Raw genomic sequence first — 19,027 nt, forward strand, 5'->3', positions numbered from 1 at the left:
TTTTTGTTTTTATGTATAACCTTGTCAAGGATCGCTTCTTTTTCGCTTTTCTTTCAAACCGTCTCTCGGTTCTAAAGCGAGTGCAAAAGTAGTCCCTTTTTATATACAATCCAAATAATTTGATGAATATTTTTTGAATAATGAAAAAGAAATTTTCAAAACATTATTTATCAGACATTTAGAGAGAAAAAAAATATAGCAAGATTATTACCCTGCTATATTTTTCATGTTTATATGCTTAAAACCAGCTCTTTGGCAAATATATAAAATAAATAATCTCATATACTATTTTAAGGGAAGAAATTTTGACTATTTAACTCTCTAATATCGCTTTATTAGAATATACGGATGTAATCTGCTTAAAACTTAGACTTTACAAAATAAGTAATTAACAAAACCCAGCCTATTATAAGGAAAACACCACCGATGGGAGTAACAGGCCCTAAGAATTTCAGATTGATATTCCAGTATTCGGAGAAAGCTAGAAAATAAATAGTAAACGAAAAAAGGAAGGTTCCTATTATCAGGCAAAGACTCGACCATCTCTCTAGTGGTGTTGTAAAGGATAGAAACAAACCTAGTATCAACAACACAATTGCATGGTACATCTGATAGCGGATACCAACCTCGAAACTTGCCAGCTTATCCACCGAGAGTATCTTTTTAAAAGCATGGGAGCCTAAAGCTCCCAGTATAATTGTAATCAAGCCATAAAAACCGGCTATAATTAATGTAAATTGTTTCATTACTCAAATATTATGTTCTTTCATTCAAAGGTATATAGCTTTTGATGTCTGATGCATTTTTATATGCAGGGCGAATTATTCTCCGTTCTTTGAAGTTTAATTCTTCAATACGGTGTGCAGTCCATCCTACAATACGAGCCATCGCAAACAATGGTGTGTATATTTCCTGAGGCAAGCCTATCATATCATATACAAAGCCTGAATAGAAGTCTACATTGGCACAAACTTGCTTTTTCACATTACTACCTTTATATTCCATAAAGTTTTTAATCGCACGTTCTTCTAACAGATTGTAGAAATTAAATTCGTCTTCCCGCCCTTTTTCAATGGCTAAGTCGCGAGCCATTTCCTTCAATAAAGTAGCACGTGGATCTGATATTGTATAAATAGCATGACCTATACCATATATAAGACCTGTTTTATTGTAGGCTTGTTTATTCAGTATTTTCTGCAAGAAAGCATCAACCTCTTCAACATCCGTCCAATCTTTGATATTCTTCTTAATATGTTTAAGCATATCTACGACTCGCAAATTGGCTCCTCCATGCAAAGGTCCTTTTAAGGAACCGATACCGGCAGCAATAGAAGAATAAGTATCTGTTCCTGTCGAACTGGTTACACGCACTGCAAATGTAGAGTTATTACCTCCACCGTGATCTGCGTGAACCATCAATGCAAGGTCGAGTATCTTAACCTCAAGCGGGGTATATTTGTTTCCCTTCATCATATACAGGAAATTTTCCGCTAAAGACAAATTCACTTTTGGATGTCTTATATGAAGTGACTTGCCTTGGTTATGCCTTAGGGCATTGTATGCATATGCAATAATGGTAGGGAATGTGGCTATCAGATTGAGTGATTGCCGAACCAAGTTTTCCTCTGATGTATCATCTGCATTCTCATCAAAGGTATATAATTCTAGAACACATCTCGAAAGAATATTCATAATATCAGAACCTTCGAGATCGAGAATATGCATCGTAATTTTAGGATTCAAATCCATCGTCTGGCTCAACAATTGTGAGAAATCTTTCAATTCTTCTTTTGCGGGTAGATACCCTGCAAGTATCAGAAATATTGTTTCTTCAAACCCTAAACGGTTTTCTTCCTGTGCCCCTTTTACAATATCCTCGATATTGATTCCTCTATATATCAACTTTCCGGGGATGGCTTTCAACGATCCATCTTCGTCCCTTTCATACCCTACAACATCTCCGACTTTGGTTAACCCGACAACAACCCCTGTATGGTCTTCGTTGCGGAGTCCTCTTTTTACATTATATGTTTGAAATAAGTCCGGATCTATTTGTGTAGTGGTGCGTATCGTTTCGGAGATTTTCTTTATAATGTTATTCATCGGATAAAATTTATGGCGTTATTAATTTCTGGTCACAGACCTATTCTATATTTACTTATTACAAATTACTTATTAGAAGCTGAGAGAATGCACTCGTTGAAAGTGTTGTTCCATTATCCATAAAGCGGGCAAGATCGGCAGTTGCCTCTCCTTTGCTATAAAGTTTTTCCAAACCATTGGTGATAAGGTCGCCTGCTTCAGTCCACCCAATATATTCAAGCATCATTACAGCAGAAAGTAATAAAGAGGACGGATTCACTATATCTTTTCCTGCAATATCAGGAGCTGTACCATGCGTAGCTTCAAAAATAGCGTGTCCCGTCATATAATTGATATTGGCTCCGGGAGCGATACCGATACCTCCAACCATTGCCGCCAATTGATCGGAAACATAGTCTCCATTCAAATTAAGAGTAGCAATAACCGAATATTCGGCAGGCTTTAGTAAGGTATTTTGAAGAAAAGCATCTGCTATTACATCTTTGATGATTAGTTTACCTTCCGATTTAGCTTGTTCCAACGCTTTATTGGCTTCTGTTTCACCTCTTTCTTTCTTGATTTTTTCCCATTGCTGCCAAGTGAATACTTTATCGCCATATTCTTTTTCAGCAAGAGCATATCCCCATAATTTGAAGCCTCCTTCGGTAAATTTCATGATATTACCTTTGTGAACAATGGTTACCGATGGTAATTTATTCTCCAAAGCATATTCTATGGCTGCACGAACCAACCGTTCTGTACCTTCAACCGACACGGGTTTTACGCCAAAAGAAGAAGTTTCGGGGAAGCGTACTTTCTTTACACCCATCTCTGTTTGAAGAAAATCCAGAAACTTTTTAGCTTCAGGTGTTCCCTGCATCCATTCGATACCTGCATAAATATCTTCGGTATTCTCACGAAAGATAGTCATATTTACTTTCTCGGGAGTTTTAATAGGAGATACTACTCCTTTAAACCAACGAACAGGACGTAGGCATACATATAAATCCAGATCCTGACGAAGTGCCACATTCAATGAACGGATTCCTCCCCCGACGGGAGTCGTAAGAGGTCCTTTTATACCTACCAGATATTCACGAAAAGCATTCATTGTATCTTCGGGAAGCCAAGAACCGTTTTCATTAAACGATTTCTCACCTGCAAGAACTTCTTTCCACTCTATTTTGCGTTTTCCCTGATAAGCTTTCTCTACTGCTTTATCGATTACTTGCTGAGAATTCTTCCAAATCTCTATTCCTACTCCATCTCCTTCTATAAAAGGAATAATAGGGCTATCCGGTACGTTTAGTTTACCGTTTTCTATTGCTATTTTTTGTGACATTATTATTCTATATTTTAATCTTTGAAAACCTTTTTCATCGTAATCATCAGTCTGATTTTCCCATCCTTTGCGAGACGTCTCGACATTTCGAATGGTATATACCCCAACTTCTCATACAATAACAAGCCAGTAGTATTCTCATTAATACAAGCAATATGTAGCTCATTCACATTATATAAGCGTTGAGCCTCCTGCTCCATGGTCTCAATAATAAACTGCCCTACCCCTTTATTACGATAATCAGGGCTGACAACTAAATTACCAAGTGCACATTGTTTATCCTTCTCTACACCATAAAAATTTGCAAATCCACAGACCTTATCTTCATAGAGAAAGACCATTGAATTATAACGATTCTTTAGATGTTCTACTAAAACCAATTTGGTCAGAGGATAATCTGTGATGGGAAACATATAATACAACTCTATTTCACTTTGAGGAAAATGACATATTTCTTCTATATCTGAATCTATTACTTCTCTAAACGTATATTTCATGATACCCAAACTAACATTTATTGTTTCCAAAAATCATCGCGCAGCTTATCTCTCTGCCAATTATATTCTACTCGAAAAGCTATTTGCTCCGCAACCTCATCTCCTAAACAATCGCTTACAAAACCTAAAGCCATATCTATTCCAGCACTGACACCTGATGATGTGTAATATTTCCCGTCAATTACCCACCGAGCTTGCTGTATCCAATTAACTTTATCCGAATTACTTTTTACCCAATCGAAAGCCCGCTTATTAGATGTTGCTTTTTTTCCATCAAGAAGTCCTGTTCGGGCAAGCAAGGCACTACCTGTACATACAGTTAATATATATCGACTCTTTTCGGCTAGTGATTTTATCTTGTTAAGAAATTCTATATTACCAACTTCTTTACGTATTCCTCCTCCACCGGGTATAAATAGCACATCATTAATTTTGATATTATCTGTTTTCTGAGTCTCAATTCTTATACCGTCTTTATTAGATATAATCCCTCCTTGCTGAGAATAATAATTAATGGTAGATTTCTCAACTTTGCCAAAAACTTCAACAGGTCCAAAGACATCCAGAGTCTCAAAATCAGGAAATAGAATTACATTTATATTCATTCTCTTCATTTATGCGGCTAAAAAGCTGTAGCCTTATTCACCTTTCATATAATTCAATGCACTACCAGCTTTGAACCATTCGATTTGAAGTTGATTATAAGTATGAGCTACTTCTATTGTATCTGCTGTTCCATCTTTGTGGCTCAACTTTACTTTTAGGTTTTTTCCGGGTTGAAACTCGGTCAATCCTAAAATGCTTATTTTATCTTCCTCTTGAACTTTGTCATAATCTTCTTTATTCACAAAAGTTAGAGCAAGCATACCTTGCTTTTTCAAATTGGTTTCGTGAATACGTGCAAATGATTTTACAATAATCGCTTTCACATTCAAAAAACGAGGTTCCATAGCTGCGTGTTCACGAGAAGAACCTTCTCCGTAATTTTCCTCAGCTACTACAATCGAACCTAAACCTTTTGCTTTGAAGTTTCGAGCCAATTGTGGCACGGCTTCAAACTCTCCTGTTAATGGATTCTTAACCGAATTAGTTTTGTCATTAAATGCATTTACTGCACCAATCAACATATTATCCGATATATTATCCAGATGTCCACGGAAACGCAGCCAAGGTCCAGCCATCGAAATATGGTCAGTTGTACACTTCCCTTTTGCTTTTATCAATAAGGGTTGTTCAATAATATCTTTTCCATCCCAAACTGCAAACGGTTGTAATATTTGCAGGCGTTGCGAATCGGGAGCTATATTAACTTCTATATTATTACCTTCTGATACAGGTTCAATATAGCCTAAATCTTCGACACCGAAACCTTTTTGAGGCAATTCAAGTCCAACAGGCTCTTTTAGTTTTACTTTTTCGCCTTTAGCATTAGTAAGAGTATCCGTCATCGGATTAAAACACAAATCTCCTGCTATTGTCAGAGCTGCGACCAATTCGGGCGAAGCTACAAAGGCGTGTGTATTGGGATTACCATCATTTCTTTTGGCAAAATTCCGATTGAATGATGTTACAATAGAATTTGGGCGTTCCGGATTTTCGGTTTCACGCTTCCATTGTCCGATGCAAGGTCCACAGGCATTCGCCATAATGGTTGCACCTACTTCTTCGAATTCGGTTAGTATACCGTCTCTTTCAGCGGTAAAACGAACTTGCTCCGATCCCGGATTAATTATAAATTGTGCTTTAACCGACACTTCTTTCGATCTTGCATCTTTTACGATTGAAGCTGCTCTCGACATATCTTCATATGAAGAGTTAGTACAAGAACCTATCAGACCAACCTCCATTGCCTGAGGGTATCCTTTTTCTTTTACTACTTTTGCAAATTCCGAAATAGGATGTGCAGCATCAGGAGTAAACGGACCGTTGATATATGGTTCTAATTGTGATAAGTTGATTTCGATTACCCGATCGTAGTACTTTTCAGGATTATTTTCAACCTCAGCATCTGCTTTTAAATGGTCTTTTACCGAATTTATTACATCTACTATTTCTTTTCGGTCAGTAGCAACTAAATATTCAGCCGATTTTTCATCGTAAGGAAAAATAGAAGTAGTAGCTCCTACCTCAGCACCCATATTACAAATAGTAGCTTTTCCTGTAGCCGAAAGCGAATATGCACCTTCGCCGAAATATTCTATAACAGCATTGGTTCCACCTTTTACGGTAAGAATACCTGCCAGTTTCAAAATTACATCTTTAGCAGAAGCCCAACCCGATAGCTTTCCGGTTAGTTTTACTCCTATAATTTTAGGCATCTTCAATTCCCAAGGCATGCCCGCCATTACATCAACAGCATCTGCACCTCCTACACCAATAGCAATCATTCCTAATCCGCCGGCATTAGGAGTATGAGAATCTGTACCAATCATCATTCCTCCGGGAAATGCATAATTCTCCAATACTACCTGATGTATAATTCCTGCACCCGGTTTCCAAAAACCTATTCCGAATTTATTGGATACAACACTTAGGAAATCATATACTTCTTTATTGGTAATTTCAGCCGTATTCAAATCCTCTTTTGCTGATTTATAAGCTTGAATCAAGTGATCACAATGCACCGTAGACGGTACTGCAACTCTTTCGCGACCTGAATTCATCAACTGCAAAAGAGCCATTTGCGCTGTTGCATCCTGCATAGCCACTCTATCGGGAGCAAAATTCACATAATCTTCACCTCTCTGATAGTCTTTAATAGGCTCATCCTTTGACAAGTGAGCATACAATATTTTCTCTGTAAGCGTAAGAGGTCTTTTTAATTCTTCTTTTGCCTGTAATATCCTTTGAGGTAATGACTCGTATAGATTTTGAATCATTTTAATATCAAAAACCATCTTTTATATATCTTTTAGTTAATCTTTAATTCCTTTTTATAGCACATTCAAAGATATGAAATATAATTTAAATAGAAAAAATAATTTATATTTATGCACAGAAATTACATATTTATACATAAACAGATAAGCAAGGAACAAAAAAGGCGAGTAAAACACTCGCCTCTCAGATCATCAATAAATCTTTTTTTTCTTTTCTTCCAACCCCTTGGTAGAAGGTTGTGCAGCTATAACTTTAGGTTTAACCTGCTTAGGTTTCTTCGTCTCTTTTTTAATTCTTTTTTCGCCCATAATATCCATAATTAAGTAATGATGTAAATGTAGTGCATTACTGAGATAAAAGGTCATATTAATCATAATATTACAGTAGATTAAGTTAAACAATACAAAAATAAATACGACTTACTATTTAACAACAAAATACAACCATACCAATTGATTATATTTGATATAATTACCTAACTCGAACTATATTTCCAATTAACCTGAACCATATTAACTTTCTTAGTGTTATCAACGGAAACATTAATTTATTTAAACTATCTATTGAGATGAAAAAAGCACTTTTCTTTTTACTGACAACTGCTATCATTAGTTTTTTCTCAGAAAAAACGGAGGCTTGTACACGTGTAGTGTATCAAGGTCCTAATAATACAATTCTTACAGCCCGATCTATGGACTGGAAAGAAGATATAATGAGTAATCTTTGGATATTTCCAAGAGGTATGGAACGAAACGGAGAAGTGGGACCTAACTCTGTACGTTGGACCTCAAAGTATGGAAGCGTGATTGCTTCTGCTTATGATATGTCAAGTACTGACGGGATGAACGAAAAAGGATTAGTCGCAAACCTCCTTTGGTTAGCCGAATCGGAATATGCAGTATGGGATCAAAAGAAATCCGGTTTAACAATAGCTGCATGGGTACAATATGTGTTAGATAATTTTGCGACTGTTGACGAAGCCGTTTCGTTCTTAGAAAAAGAATCTTTCGAGGTAATTTCAGACAATATGCCCGGTCAAGATAGAATGGCAACACTTCATCTGTCAATATCTGATGTCACGGGGGATAATGCTATATTCGAATATATCAAAGGGAAATTAGTTATTCACCATGACAGATTATATCAGGTTATGACCAATTCTCCTATATTTGACGAGCAGCTTGCTTTGAATAAATATTGGGAGAACATCGGTGGAACTACCATGTTACCCGGTACTAATCGTGCAGCCGATCGATTCGTAAGAGCATCCTATTATATAAATGCCATTCCACAAGTGGAAGATACACGCATAAATGTAGCCAGTGTATTTAGCGTTATACGTAATGTGTCTGTTCCTTATGGTATAAGTACACCCAATAAGCCTAATATTTCATCGACAAGATGGAGAACTGTGTCCGATCAAAAAAACAAAGTATATTATTTTGAATCTACTCTATATCCAAATGTGTTCTGGGTAGACTTCAAAGATGTTGATTTTTCCGAAAAAGCTCCTGTTATGAAATTAGACTTGGTAAGCGGTGCAACACATGCAGGCAATAGTGTTGGCGATTTCACGCCGTCAAAACCATTTGTTTTTCAAGGTATATAAAAGACACAGACTATTACTCAGAAAAGCGGCTTATATGCCGCTTTTCTTATAACCAATACGTTCAAACTATATAATAGAACTAAATGAAATATCAATAAGAACATCTATCGGCATAAATTGTTAAAATAAAAAAAACAGAAGCCACTAACCTCTCAATAAAATATCGTTGCGTGCCTCATTAATTATAATAAGAAACTCTATTTAAGACTATGCACTCAATTGCCATTCAATGTGAACAAAAGTTACTTCAACTTGTTTTTATATAAAAAGTAACAATTTTGGTTAGTCAAAGACAAGCGAGACTAAACACATAGGCTATTACAACATTATAACAACAGAAAACTTTATTCATTCTCTCATGAAATCAATCTTAAGACAAAAAATTACACTCGTAGTGGTGTTACTCTTATGCTTTGCTGCCAATGGGTACTCTCAAAAGATAGGGCTAAAAACCAATGCTCTTTATTGGGCAACTACCACACCTAATATTGGAGCCGAAATGGCTGTAGGGAACAAATGGACAGTAGATCTTTCCGGAGGATATAATCCTTGGGAATTTGGAAATAACAAAAAGATAAAACATTGGGTTGCCCAATCCGAATTACGCTATTGGCTGTGTGATGTGTTTGAAGGACATTTCTTTGGAGTTCATGCACAAGGTGGTGAATTCAACGTAAGTAGAATAAACTTACCGAATTTCGTTTTCGGAAGCGATAGCGAAAATCATCGATACCAAGGCTACTTTATTGGAGCCGGCGTTTCTTATGGATACCAATGGATTCTAAGCTCTCATTGGAATATGGAAGCAAATATTGGTTTCGGCTACAACTATATGAAATATGACAAGTTTGAGCCTTGTGATTGTGGAGATCAGTTAGGAAGTAAATCCTCTAACTACTTTGGTCCGACTAAAATAGGTCTTAGCTTTATTTATCTAATTAAATAATCTCACAAACGATATGCAAATCCATCGACAAATCCTCCTCTTTGCCATTCTCGCCTTATTAGGATATAGCAAATTAAATGCTCAAGATGGCGCAGCTAATAATATTAGCTTCGAGGTTAAAAATTTCACTCAAGAAGGTAATTCTCTTCATGTAGATCTCGATTTCGATCTTAAGGCACTGAATATGTCTACACGCGAACAGCTAGTCCTCACTCCTGTAATCAGAAATGGAAATCAGGAATTAAAACTCAAGCCATTAATTATCAATGGTAAAATACGTCACAAAGTATACCTTAGGCAAAAAGAATTTGGCACATTGAAAGATGATAATAGAGATGCTCTTGAAGTAGTAAAAGCTGGAAAGCAAAAAAAACAAATTGTATCTTACTCTACCACATTAAATTTCGAAGACTGGATGAAACAATCATCTCTATATTTGGATGAAAGCCATTGCCCAGGTTGCGGAAAAGCTGCTAATCAGTATGAACGATTACTTGCCGAAAAACCAACATTAGAAATTGAGGAAGTAATAATACCATATAAATACGAACCCATGTTCTCTTTCATAACACCTCCTGCCGACACTATAAAGATAGGGAACAAACAAGGGAGCGCATACCTGAAATTCCATGTGGGGAAATCAGCAATTGATCCTTCCTTAGCTAATAATACAATTGAACTGGATAAAATACATACCACTTTAGATATCTTGCTAAATGACAAAAACATTACTATCAAAAATATATCAATCACAGGTTTTGCCTCTATAGAGGGAACTTATGCCTTCAACAAACGCCTATCAGAACAAAGGGCTAAATCGTTAAACAACTATCTGCAAGAACGGTACAGTCTTCCGGAAAACCTGTTTCATATTGATTGGATGGGTGAAGATTGGGATGGTTTAATCAAACTTATCCAAGATGGTAATATGGATAAAAAAGAAGAAGTGCTTTCTATTATTAATAGTACTGACATTTTTGATGGAAGAGAAAAGCAATTAATGCAATTTGATGGAGGACGCCCCTATCGTTTTATGCTCAACGAATATTTCCCTTTGCTAAGAAGAGTAAACTATTTAATTGAATATAGAATACCTGAATACGGCTTAGATGAAAGTAAGAAGATTTTGAAAGAACATCCCGACCAATTAAGCCGTAAAGAACTTTTCATATTAGCAGAGAGCTATGGCAAAGGAAGCAACGAGTTTTGTGAACTTCTTATTATTGCCCATAGTCTATATCCACAAGATGAGACTACTAAACAAAATGCGGCCGCGGCATATGCAATGCGTAGCAATTATGCTCAAGCTGAACGATTAGCTTTGCAATCGGCAAATAATGGTAGTGCATTAAATAATCTGGGAGCCATATATCTTTTACAAGGAAAACTTGAGGATGCTGAGAAAGCATTATCTCAAGCGAAACAAGCAGGAAGCCAGGAAGCGTCATATAATTTAAACGAACTAAATAAAATAATCAAAAACTAAACTAATCATGAAACGATTTTTTATCTTAACAAGCATTGTAGCAATATTATGTTCTGCTTGTAGCAATAACGATGACGAGAGTTCTTCGGGAACTAAAACCAAAGCATCTCTAAAAGTGACTTTGGTAGGAAAAGGGGTTACGCCCCGTAGTGTAGGTGCACCTACACAGGCAGAAGAAAATGCAATCCATGGTTTTACTGTATATGTATTTGCAAATAATATATTAGAAAAAGCGGCAACATCTACCACACTGGAAGGATTAGAATTATTTATTGATAATCTTACAACAGGGGTTAAAAGAGTAGTAGTAGTTGCTAATGCTCCAGCTTTATTCCCGACCTTTGAAGAAGGAGATCCCTATAGCAAATTTGCACTCGCTGCAAGTTATATCCATTTAGATGATCAAGACGGCAGTTTAACCAATGGACTAGTAATGAGTGGAGAAGAAGTAATAACACTACAATCCGAATCTGCAGGTACTAACGATCTGGATATTTCGATCAGCCGTATAGTCGCTAAAATTAAACTTGGTACAATTACAATTGATCCTGCTGTAGGATCAAATCCTGCTTTATTTGAATTGACAGGGGTAGCTATCATTAAATCAAAATCATTATCTTCGATAGGTATACCTTCTATAGTTACTACACAACCATTCTACAGCGGTATTGAAGGATTGACTGTTCAGGGAGCAAATGTCAAGGAATATCTATATGAAGCAATCGAACTGGATGATCATGATGAAAGATATTTCTATGTTTTTGCAAACACTGATGGAGGCAGTGATGATGCAGACGCAACACTGCTTACTTTAGAGGGAACTTATAATGGAGAAGTGATGTATTTCCCCTTCCGCCTTCCGGCCATTGTACGGAACACCCAACATACTCTGGATATAACACTCCGCCGTTTGGGAACAGGTTCTCCCGACCCCGAAGTGCCAAGTGATCCGGCAACTCTTACCGTAACCATTACACCTGAAGACTGGGTAGTTGTACCGAACCAAAGTGCAGAGTGGTAATCACTGAAGAGAACAACGAGTAGAGAGAACGAAAAATAACAAAAGTTCTCTCTACTTTATGAATAATCAAGCATCTGAATGGCATCTTTATCGCTGCAAACACATGAGACATTTAGCATATAACATATCTAATCAATGGGGTAAATACACTTTATACAGTATATGTACCCTATTGATATTATTGTCTTTTTCGGCTTGCATAAAAGATGATTTTCCGAATTGTAATACAACATTGCTTTTACAGATAAAAGCTATAGATGCAACAGGACAAGATATAACAGCCAGCGGAGAAGCAGGAGGGGCTAAGCTTTATGTTTTTGACAAAAATCAACGCTTAATTCAACAATTGCCTGTATCGGCTGATGATATTCAGAATAGAACCCGTATCCAATTACTAATTAAAGGAACCAATAGTTTCTCTGTGGTAGTATGGAGTAATTTAAATGGCAACCAACAGGCAGACTCTCTGGCTAATGGGATTTCCATGAATCAAGCCTTTGTACAATTAAAGAAAAATGCAGAAGGCTATGCTGTCAATCCTGATGATTTATTCTTCGGGATATTAAATATGAATAGCAGTAGTGCGAACTCTGATATTACATTAGAGGATAATATCACAATACAAAGAAAAACAGCTATTGTTAATATAATGGTAAAAGGTTTGGATGCCCAAGCGGCAAACGACTATTACTTTATAATTAAAGGAGCCAAAGAAGACACTTATAACTTTAAAGGCAATCTGGTGGGCAGTCCTATAGACTATAAGCAAAGTGGAGAGTTCAATACATCTAATACACAGTTTATTTCCTCACCTTTTAGCATGTATCCTTTATCGGAGGGTAACAGCTTAACAATTTATATATACAAAGGTGAAGAATTAATTGCTACGGCAAACACTAATAACGTGAATGGAGGCAATATAGTACCTGTTGAAGGAGTTACTACTAATGTATTAATAGATGTAAGATCTTCATTGAACGTTAATATTATAGTAACAGACTGGAATGATGTATACCACTGGTTCGAATGGTGAACAACACATAAGTATAAACAATTAAGCATAAACAACATAGATGAAACCAGTTTGCCAATATAAATCAATAGCTATTTCGAGAGTATCTTTCTTACTCTTAGCTTTTGCCATATTGGCTACAATAAGTATTTTCACGTCTTGCAGTAAGGAAGAGGAAGATCTTGGCAAGGTCGGTTCAAGAAATATAAAAGTACAATTTCACACTACTAATTTACTTCTCGTCCGACAAACACCCGGCGAAGCCCAAATAAGCCAAGTACAGGCTTTGGTATTTATCGACAATGGCGAAGGATATACATATAATTATACCGCATCGGGAACATCCCTCATTAACTCTGATAATCTTTCGGCAACGTTCGATATAGAAATATATACAGAAACAAGACCCGTTAAAATATACATCATTGCTAATAGTAATGATGCCATTTCCAGTAATCAACCAATGGTTGGTGAAACCGAGAATGAAGTAAAACAGAAACTTACAAAGGCTGTCACATCAACTAATATAACCGGTAATTTTCCGATGTGGGGAGAGTACTCTCTACCATCCGGAATATCGGGTACTCTGAATAATACTGTAGCACAACTAAAAGTCTTACGGGCAATAGCACGGGTAGATATCAACAGTGTGGATTCTCCCGCCAATTTTATAATGACAAGTGTGCAAGCCTTTAGGGTTAGCAGTCAGCTCCAGATTGCCCCAAACGCTTATTCGGGATCATTATTGGTATCCGGCCCGAGTATTCCTACAGGTAGTTCTTCAACTATTAATACCACACCTATACCCGTTATTGGGAATACTTCGGAAGCGCAACTCTATTTACCCGAATCAGAAGCTCCTGCTTTTGTCAATCAGGTATCAGAAGCTACCTGTGTTATAATAGGCGGCAGATATAACGGAAGCACTACTGTTACTTATTACCGGCTTGATTTTGCACCGGATATTCCGGAATATCCTTTAGGTCAGATATTACGTAACCATCATTATACATTCGACATTCTGAAAGTGACTTCAGCAGGTTGGCCTACTCCAGAGGAAGCAGCTGAAAACATTTCGGCAAATATCGAAGTCGCTTCACAAGACTGGTCGGATGCAAATATAAATGTAGGCATTGATGATACTGATTATTTCAGGTTGTCCAAACGCAATATTGAATTAGCGGCAACCGCCGGATCAACCGGATACACATTTGTATCTACCAGCATACCAAGCTATACGATACAATGGTCCGATGCATCGGGTAATCCACTCGGTGATCCAGCAGGGAGTATTGATGATGGGGTCATACGTGTTACAAAATCAAACTATGCTATATTTGTTGAAGCCATTACTGATAATCCATCAGCAGAAGACAATCTAAAGTATATACTCATTGTGGCTAAACGGGCACGAATCGTAATCAGTATAAATCAGCTTGGACTATAAACAAGTACATGTTGATAAACCGGACAATAAAAATTATCAGATGAGTAAGGTCAGTATATTTATACAACATATAGGATATTATATCGGGCAATTATCTTTATTTATAATTGTAATACTATTTTACAATTGTTCTGATGATAATATTCCAAATAAAGAAAATGGAAATACGCACGAAAGCGATTTCCGATTCGGAGTTATAACTACCGACGCTACACCTCCTAAAGTTCAGCTGAGATCGGGACAAACAGCCTTAGAGAGTATTATAAGTCAGATACAAATATTAGTATTTGAAAATGACGCTTATCAATACAGAGTTGCAGGGTCAAAAATTTCGAATGGCAGTAATAATAATGCAAGCTTCGAAGCCCGTTTATTATCGAGTGACCAACCCACCACTATTTATATAATTGCCAATGCGAATGCCGAACTCGAAGCTAATGAACCGCAGGTCGGTGAAACAATGGCAAATGTAAAAGCCGGATTGACAAAAGCGATTTCAACAAACGTTACAGGAACTAATCTAACCATGTGGGGCAGTTATCTATTCCCTACAGGTATATCTTCGACTACGGAAAACAATATTAATAACATCAGAATGCTTCGTTCTGTAGCCCGTGTAGATGTTATCGCAAGCACTATACCAAATTTCCAGATGGTTAGCATACAGGCTTTCAGGGTATCGGACAATATGCAAATCATACCTGATAATCCGACAAACACCCCCAGTGTTACAGATCCGAGTATACCTATAGGCACAGTTCAAAGTATCAATACTACACCAATCAATACTCCACCGACATTATCTGTTGCACAATTATACTTACCCGAAGTTACTACACCAGCATCAGGTGACCTAGTCAATGATGCTACATGTATTGTTATTGGAGGTTACTACGCCGGAAGTAGCACGATAACATACTACAGACTCGATTTTAATCCCAATATAGAAGGTCATCCCTTCGGACAAATTCTGCGGAATCACAGATATGAGTTTAATATAACGTATGTTTTTCGCTCAGGATATCCTACTGCTCAGGAAGCAGCAAACAATATATCCTCATCCATGGAGGCAAGAGTCGTATTATGGAGCGATTATATAAAACACATGGTTTTCGATATAAATAATTATCTCGGAGTATCAGAGTCTTATGTGACATTGGAAGGAGAAGCTAATTCCTCTTACGATATTCTTGTTGATACAGATTTATCGAATTATACTTTAACATGGGCAGACAGGGATGGTGTTTCCGAAGGTTCACCGTCATCCAGTTTAAGCGACGACTATTTTCAAGTCAATAAATCATCTGACGGATCAACTATATCTATTGTAGCAACTCAGGAGAATCCTGCTGATTCGGACGACAGAGTACGATTTTTTTTAATAAGCGGTGCCAGATTAAAGATACTTGCAACCATTATACAAACTTCGTTAGAAGACGGCCCAGAACCGGGTCCCGGAGGGGTAATATGGTCGGAAACCAATGTCGATTTGCCCTATACTTTTGCAGACCAATTACAGATAGGTAAGTTCTATCAATGGAACAGAGATATAGCATGGGCTAGTACCGGAGAGGTAACCGGATGGAATACCACAGGAGCAGAAGGTTTCTTATGGGAAGAAGCAAACGACCCATGCCCTGCCGGATGGAGAGTACCTACAAGAGCTGAATTACAAGCTTTAATTAGTTCTACAGGGCGAAGCTGGCGAGATGCCTCAGTTCAAAATGATTATCCGGGAGTTTGGTTTGCTCCGACACCGGAGGAAGCAAATGATGCGACATTTGAAAATCCGGGCAGAGCCCTTTTCTTTCCTGCCGGCGGTAGACGAGAAGCAACAGGCATATTAACAGATGCCGGGTTTAATAGCTACTATTGGGCAAGTGATGTTAACCCTTTGGGAGCAACTACCGAAATAATGAGTATTGCAAGTGGAACTTATATTATCTTTCCTGTAGCCAGAACATTGGGTTGTCTGCTCAGATGTGTCCGCGATTAATTTTTAGCCACTCGAAAACGGTTAAATATATCAATAACAGCTTACCTATCTTCATAAGTATACCTTCATTATTTAAATTATTGTCTATACACTTATGAAGATAGGATCTAAACAAAATAACTTTTAGAAAAAAATCCTTATTATTCTAAATTTAATAAACTAATACTATCTTAGCAGTAACAAACTTTAGCTTTCCAGATATTCTACTAACCTTTGAATATCTTTTTTATATAATTGAGGACAAGTAATTATTTATTATTGCCTCTTAATTTCACCCAACTTCTTGGCATTAAACAAGAACGACGTGTTCCATTTGTTGTTTCGTTCTTCTATGAAAACTTCATCGAAGGGCACATACTCGATATGCTGTACTATTTCACCGTCCAAATTAGTAATTAAACTTGTGCTGCCAAATGATCGGAGTGATAATAAAACTGATACAACTCAGAGTTATTATCACCTAATTTGGTACATGAAGATTAATATTGGGGACGTTAAAACTGTGTGTTTAAATTCTGAAAATATAAAAAAATAGAGACGATTTTTTGTCGCCTCTATTTATCAATAATCAGATTTATTATTATCGAGTTAATAAATCACCTCGAATCTGGTACATTGCCAAAACTATCAATATTCTCTATACAAATATTTAAACTTTCGATAAAATCATCTATACTCATAACAATACAAGGTGATATAGAGTCGAAGTCATTTATTTGAATATCAAAATATTTATATTGAGATGGTGAAATTTTCCAACCATTTGTCATCTGTGTATATCCATATTCAACATTCAAAACATTTTCATTAAAAAATGAAACTCTTAGGACACCCATATATTCATCTGCAAAATCAAATGGTAAATAGAGTATATCTCTTTTTTCTTTATTTTGTACAATGGCATCAATCCACTTAAGCAACATTATTCTTAGACTCCTCAGGACTTTGCTTGAACTTTCGTCTTCTTTTTCAAAAGACTCATCAATAGCCCAATAATAGGTATTAGATTCTTGAGAAAAAGATATTGAAGGAAACTCTAACTTAATGTTACCATTATGAATATTATTAATATTAATCATCGCTTTAAACTTATTTTGTTGGATATGCTGTTATGACATCGCTAGTATTTTCTTTTACAACAATCTGTACTTTATACAGATCATCCCCAGACCCACGACTTCCTCCTTCATATCCTACTTTTCTATTCATAGTTACAGTATAAACATCCTTTCCATTTTCAGTTGTTTTGACCACATCATCTCCTCCTTTTTTCGCAATATCCCAAGCTTCATCTAAGGTTCCTACAAGGTTATCCCCCACAGTAAATACACCATGCTTAGCTTTTGTGAGAATATTTACAGTATGCTCTATTACATGAGATAATCTATTCCCATGTATACTTCCATAAGCAAAACGCAGTCCAGAACTTGAATAAAATGCACCTCTTGAATACTTTAGAACATTTCTTCCCCATTTAGTTGCTGTAGCACCCCAACCAACAACAGGTAGAGCACCCGCAAAACTTAACATGGCATCTGTACTTTTTCCTTGTATTGAGTATAATGCTCCATTTAGAATATCTGCCGGTTCGCCCACAATGGGTATTAAACCTAACATATCTATGCTTGTTTGTGCAAGTTTAATATGCAATTGATCTCTTTGCATATATTGTAACGGTGTTCTTGGTTTAGCAGGAGGAATAAGCCATCCTAGAAAGGAACCTGTAATATGTGAACCTTCGGATTGCTTTCCGTTAGGATCGATATATAATATCGGATTTTGATAACAATATCCATAGACATTAAGATTTTTAGGATTATATACTCCTCCATTATGCTGTCCATCTATGTAGTTTTCATTTTCCAATGGATTATATATAGCCAATGGATCAACACTTAACCAAACACTTGTTCTCGGATCATAATACCTCGCCCCGTAATAATACAATCCCGTCTCTTCATCCAACTCCTTAGCATTGAAAAGGAATGGCGTATTCCACTTATTGTTACGTTCCTCGATGAATACCTCACCGAAGGGCACATACTCTATATGCTGCACAATTTCACCGTCCAAATTAGTAATTAAAGACGAACTACCCAAATGATCCGAGTGGTAATAAAACTGATACAACTCAGGATTATCATTCTTACCCGGATCAAAAGAACGGGTTTTCGGAGCATCATTACAACAGAAACCTCCGCCATTCACATAATCGTCATTATCCTTACCATAATAGGGTACTTCAAAATAGGCGTAACGGTCTTTAATGGTTTGCTGGCTTTGTTGATACTTAGCTTTATAATTCACTTTAGCACCGTCCACTTCTGAACCTGCATATTCTAACCTGCGTGGGTCTTGTCCGTAACTATCCAGATCACCTAGCTTGCTTACAATACGCTGGCTGCCGATATAAATATGTTTGGTGTACTGTCCGCCTTTGCTGACTACCAGATACGGATTGATATAAGCCGTAAAGTTAGCCGTCTCGGTACATCCGCCGCTGAACACATCGTTTACATAGATGCCTTCGTCGTCTCCTGAGGTTTTGATGACTCTTTCTCCACTGGCATCATACCAGTAACCGGAGATAAACCCATTGTCGTTAATCGCCTGCAAACGGTTTTCTTCGTCCCAAAGCAGTTTGCGTTCGTTGGCTTTTTCTTCCGCCTGTCCGTCCTGTTTTTCTCTGGCTGTATTTACATACACCAG

At 36.9% G+C, this 19,027-nt stretch carries 15 protein-coding genes and 1 pseudogene; 7 read left to right on the forward strand and 9 right to left on the reverse strand.

Translation table 11 applies throughout. The features are described from left to right. Positions 1 to 359: 359 nt before the first annotated feature. From CLV62_RS20670 to CLV62_RS20695, 6 genes are read right to left on the reverse strand one after another with little or no spacing between them, the layout of a single operon-like run. A complete protein-coding gene (locus tag CLV62_RS20670; RefSeq protein ID WP_110312672.1) occupies positions 360 to 746 on the reverse strand; it encodes a DUF423 domain-containing protein in 387 nt (128 codons plus the stop codon). A 10-nt stretch (positions 747 to 756) separates the two neighbouring features. After that, positions 757 to 2,103, reverse strand: coding sequence for a citrate synthase (locus CLV62_RS20675; RefSeq protein ID WP_110312673.1), 1,347 nt, complete (start codon positions 2,101 to 2,103; stop codon positions 757 to 759). A gap of 58 nt (positions 2,104 to 2,161) precedes the next feature. Continuing rightward, a complete protein-coding gene (icd, locus tag CLV62_RS20680) occupies positions 2,162 to 3,424 on the reverse strand; it encodes an NADP-dependent isocitrate dehydrogenase (RefSeq protein ID WP_110312674.1) in 1,263 nt (420 codons plus the stop codon). Positions 3,425 to 3,438: 14 nt separating this feature from the next. Next, positions 3,439 to 3,921 carry a GNAT family N-acetyltransferase gene (locus CLV62_RS20685; RefSeq protein ID WP_110312675.1) on the reverse strand — a complete coding sequence of 161 codons (483 nt, stop codon included), beginning with the start codon at positions 3,919 to 3,921 and terminating at the stop codon, positions 3,439 to 3,441. A gap of 17 nt (positions 3,922 to 3,938) precedes the next feature. Then, on the reverse strand, positions 3,939 to 4,526 hold the full coding sequence (locus CLV62_RS20690) for a DJ-1/PfpI family protein (RefSeq protein ID WP_110312686.1): 588 nt from the start codon (positions 4,524 to 4,526) through the stop codon (positions 3,939 to 3,941). Positions 4,527 to 4,559: 33 nt separating this feature from the next. Next, positions 4,560 to 6,818, reverse strand: coding sequence for an aconitate hydratase (locus tag CLV62_RS20695; protein ID WP_110312676.1), 2,259 nt, complete (start codon positions 6,816 to 6,818; stop codon positions 4,560 to 4,562). A gap of 551 nt (positions 6,819 to 7,369) precedes the next feature. On the opposite strand from CLV62_RS20695, the gene CLV62_RS20705 reads away from it, so the two are divergent. From CLV62_RS20705 to CLV62_RS20735, 7 genes are all read left to right on the forward strand, one after another. Next, positions 7,370 to 8,410 carry a linear amide C-N hydrolase gene (locus CLV62_RS20705; RefSeq protein WP_110312678.1) on the forward strand — a complete coding sequence of 347 codons (1,041 nt, stop codon included), beginning with the start codon at positions 7,370 to 7,372 and terminating at the stop codon, positions 8,408 to 8,410. A gap of 358 nt (positions 8,411 to 8,768) precedes the next feature. Then, the gene (locus CLV62_RS20710; protein WP_110312679.1) at positions 8,769 to 9,356 is read left to right on the forward strand and encodes a DUF3575 domain-containing protein; all 588 of its coding nucleotides are present in this window, start codon (positions 8,769 to 8,771) and stop codon (positions 9,354 to 9,356) included. 13 nt (positions 9,357 to 9,369) lie between these two features. Beyond that, the gene (locus CLV62_RS20715; RefSeq protein WP_110312680.1) at positions 9,370 to 10,842 is read left to right on the forward strand and encodes a DUF3868 domain-containing protein; all 1,473 of its coding nucleotides are present in this window, start codon (positions 9,370 to 9,372) and stop codon (positions 10,840 to 10,842) included. A 7-nt stretch (positions 10,843 to 10,849) separates the two neighbouring features. Continuing rightward, positions 10,850 to 11,863 carry a fimbrial protein gene (locus CLV62_RS20720; protein ID WP_110312681.1) on the forward strand — a complete coding sequence of 338 codons (1,014 nt, stop codon included), beginning with the start codon at positions 10,850 to 10,852 and terminating at the stop codon, positions 11,861 to 11,863. Between the two features lie 103 nt (positions 11,864 to 11,966). After that, a complete protein-coding gene (locus tag CLV62_RS20725; protein WP_221409269.1) occupies positions 11,967 to 12,896 on the forward strand; it encodes a FimB/Mfa2 family fimbrial subunit in 930 nt (309 codons plus the stop codon). Positions 12,897 to 12,936: 40 nt separating this feature from the next. Continuing rightward, positions 12,937 to 14,322: a fimbrial protein gene (locus CLV62_RS20730; RefSeq protein ID WP_110312683.1), complete on the forward strand. Its 1,386-nt coding sequence runs from the start codon at positions 12,937 to 12,939 to the stop codon at positions 14,320 to 14,322. Between the two features lie 40 nt (positions 14,323 to 14,362). After that, positions 14,363 to 16,318, forward strand: coding sequence for an FISUMP domain-containing protein (locus CLV62_RS20735; RefSeq protein WP_146212815.1), 1,956 nt, complete (start codon positions 14,363 to 14,365; stop codon positions 16,316 to 16,318). A gap of 270 nt (positions 16,319 to 16,588) precedes the next feature. Here the strand turns inward: CLV62_RS20735 and CLV62_RS22400 are convergent. The 3 genes and pseudogenes from CLV62_RS22400 to CLV62_RS20750 all read right to left on the reverse strand — a co-directional run. Then, positions 16,589 to 16,764: pseudogene (locus tag CLV62_RS22400) on the reverse strand (RHS repeat domain-containing protein); the annotation flags it as partial. 150 nt (positions 16,765 to 16,914) lie between these two features. After that, positions 16,915 to 17,397: a hypothetical protein gene (locus tag CLV62_RS20745; protein WP_110312685.1), complete on the reverse strand. Its 483-nt coding sequence runs from the start codon at positions 17,395 to 17,397 to the stop codon at positions 16,915 to 16,917. A 10-nt stretch (positions 17,398 to 17,407) separates the two neighbouring features. Then, positions 17,408 to 19,027 (reverse strand): RHS repeat domain-containing protein (locus CLV62_RS20750; protein WP_170120119.1); only part of this gene is annotated, 1,620 nt, incomplete at its 5' end.

Origin of the sequence: Indolivaga alginatilytica, assembly GCF_003201355.1 — a bacterium.
Lineage (GTDB): Bacteria > Bacteroidota > Bacteroidia > Bacteroidales > Dysgonomonadaceae > Dysgonomonas_A > Dysgonomonas_A alginatilytica.

What these genes read in the sequence shown, in the direction of transcription:
- CLV62_RS20670 (WP_110312672.1), bottom strand. Translation starts at nt 746, where the DNA reads ATGAAACAATTTACATTAATTATAGCCGGTTTTTATGGCTTGATTACA.
- CLV62_RS20675 (WP_110312673.1), bottom strand. Translation starts at nt 2,103, where the DNA reads ATGAATAACATTATAAAGAAAATCTCCGAAACGATACGCACCACTACA.
- icd (WP_110312674.1), bottom strand. Translation starts at nt 3,424, where the DNA reads ATGTCACAAAAAATAGCAATAGAAAACGGTAAACTAAACGTACCGGAT.
- CLV62_RS20685 (WP_110312675.1), bottom strand. Translation starts at nt 3,921, where the DNA reads ATGAAATATACGTTTAGAGAAGTAATAGATTCAGATATAGAAGAAATA.
- CLV62_RS20690 (WP_110312686.1), bottom strand. Translation starts at nt 4,526, where the DNA reads ATGAATATAAATGTAATTCTATTTCCTGATTTTGAGACTCTGGATGTC.
- CLV62_RS20695 (WP_110312676.1), bottom strand. Translation starts at nt 6,818, where the DNA reads ATGGTTTTTGATATTAAAATGATTCAAAATCTATACGAGTCATTACCT.
- CLV62_RS20705 (WP_110312678.1), top strand. Translation starts at nt 7,370, where the DNA reads ATGAAAAAAGCACTTTTCTTTTTACTGACAACTGCTATCATTAGTTTT.
- CLV62_RS20710 (WP_110312679.1), top strand. Translation starts at nt 8,769, where the DNA reads ATGAAATCAATCTTAAGACAAAAAATTACACTCGTAGTGGTGTTACTC.
- CLV62_RS20715 (WP_110312680.1), top strand. Translation starts at nt 9,370, where the DNA reads ATGCAAATCCATCGACAAATCCTCCTCTTTGCCATTCTCGCCTTATTA.
- CLV62_RS20720 (WP_110312681.1), top strand. Translation starts at nt 10,850, where the DNA reads ATGAAACGATTTTTTATCTTAACAAGCATTGTAGCAATATTATGTTCT.
- CLV62_RS20725 (WP_221409269.1), top strand. Translation starts at nt 11,967, where the DNA reads ATGAGACATTTAGCATATAACATATCTAATCAATGGGGTAAATACACT.
- CLV62_RS20730 (WP_110312683.1), top strand. Translation starts at nt 12,937, where the DNA reads ATGAAACCAGTTTGCCAATATAAATCAATAGCTATTTCGAGAGTATCT.
- CLV62_RS20735 (WP_146212815.1), top strand. Translation starts at nt 14,363, where the DNA reads ATGAGTAAGGTCAGTATATTTATACAACATATAGGATATTATATCGGG.
- CLV62_RS20745 (WP_110312685.1), bottom strand. Translation starts at nt 17,397, where the DNA reads ATGATTAATATTAATAATATTCATAATGGTAACATTAAGTTAGAGTTT.